The sequence below is a fragment of the Alteromonas sp. 5NS40-0096 genome, assembly GCF_057544385.1.
In genome coordinates this window covers 1-1,211 of sequence record NZ_BAAJLQ010000023.1, presented here as the reverse complement: position 1 = coordinate 1,211, position 1,211 = coordinate 1, and the positions used below count along the sequence as shown (strand labels likewise).

Genomic DNA, 1,211 nt, shown 5'->3' with positions numbered 1-1,211 from the left:
AATGCTGGCAACTAAGGACAAGGGTTGCGCTCGTTGCGGGACTTAACCCAACATCTCACGACACGAGCTGACGACAGCCATGCAGCACCTGTGTCAGAGTTCCCGAAGGCACCAATCCATCTCTGGAAAGTTCTCTGCATGTCAAGTGTAGGTAAGGTTCTTCGCGTTGCATCGAATTAAACCACATGCTCCACCGCTTGTGCGGGCCCCCGTCAATTCATTTGAGTTTTAACCTTGCGGCCGTACTCCCCAGGCGGTCTACTTAGCGCGTTAGCTTCGCTACTCACGATTTAAAATCACAAACAGCTAGTAGACAGCGTTTACGGTGTGGACTACCAGGGTATCTAATCCTGTTCGCTACCCACACTTTCGCACATGAGCGTCAGTCTTTGGCCAGGGAGTCGCCTTCGCCACTGATGTTCCTCCAGATCTCTACGCATTTCACCGCTACACCTGGAATTCCACTCCCCTCTCCAAGACTCTAGACTGCCAGTTCTAAAGGCAATTCCCACGTTGAGCGCGGGGCTTTCACCTCTAGCTTAACAATCCGCCTGCGTGCGCTTTACGCCCAGTAATTCCGATTAACGCTCGCACCCTCCGTATTACCGCGGCTGCTGGCACGGAGTTAGCCGGTGCTTCTTCTGTTGCTAACGTCACAGCTAGCAGGTATTAACTACTAACCTTTCCTCACAACTGAAAGTGCTTTACAACCCGAAGGCCTTCTTCACACACGCGGCATGGCTGCATCAGGGTTTCCCCCATTGTGCAATATTCCCCACTGCTGCCTCCCGTAGGAGTCTGGGCCGTGTCTCAGTCCCAGTGTGGCTGATCTTCCTCTCAGAACAGCTAGAGATCGTCGCCTTGGTGAGCCTTTACCTCACCAACTAGCTAATCTCACTTGGGCTTCTCTTCACGCGAGAGCCGAGGCCCCCTTTGGTCCGTAGACGTTATGCGGTATTAGCAGTCGTTTCCAACTGTTATCCCCCTCGCAAAGGCAAATTCCCAAGCATTACTCACCCGTCCGCCACTCGTCAGCGATGTGCAAGCACATCCTGTTACCGTTCGACTTGCATGTGTTAGGCCTGCCGCCAGCGTTCAATCTGAGCCATGATCAAACTCTTCAATTAAATATATCGAAATTTTGAATTGTCGTTGTTGACACTCATAACGAGTGCCCACACAGATTGTCTTGTTATAAATTGTTAAAGAAC

1 rRNA gene is annotated in these 1,211 nt (G+C 51.4%); it reads right to left on the bottom strand.

Annotated features, from left to right (window positions below):
* Positions 1–1,127, bottom strand: a 16S ribosomal RNA gene (locus tag AC27G9_RS21250); the annotation flags it as partial.
* Positions 1,128–1,211: the final 84 nt, after the last annotated feature.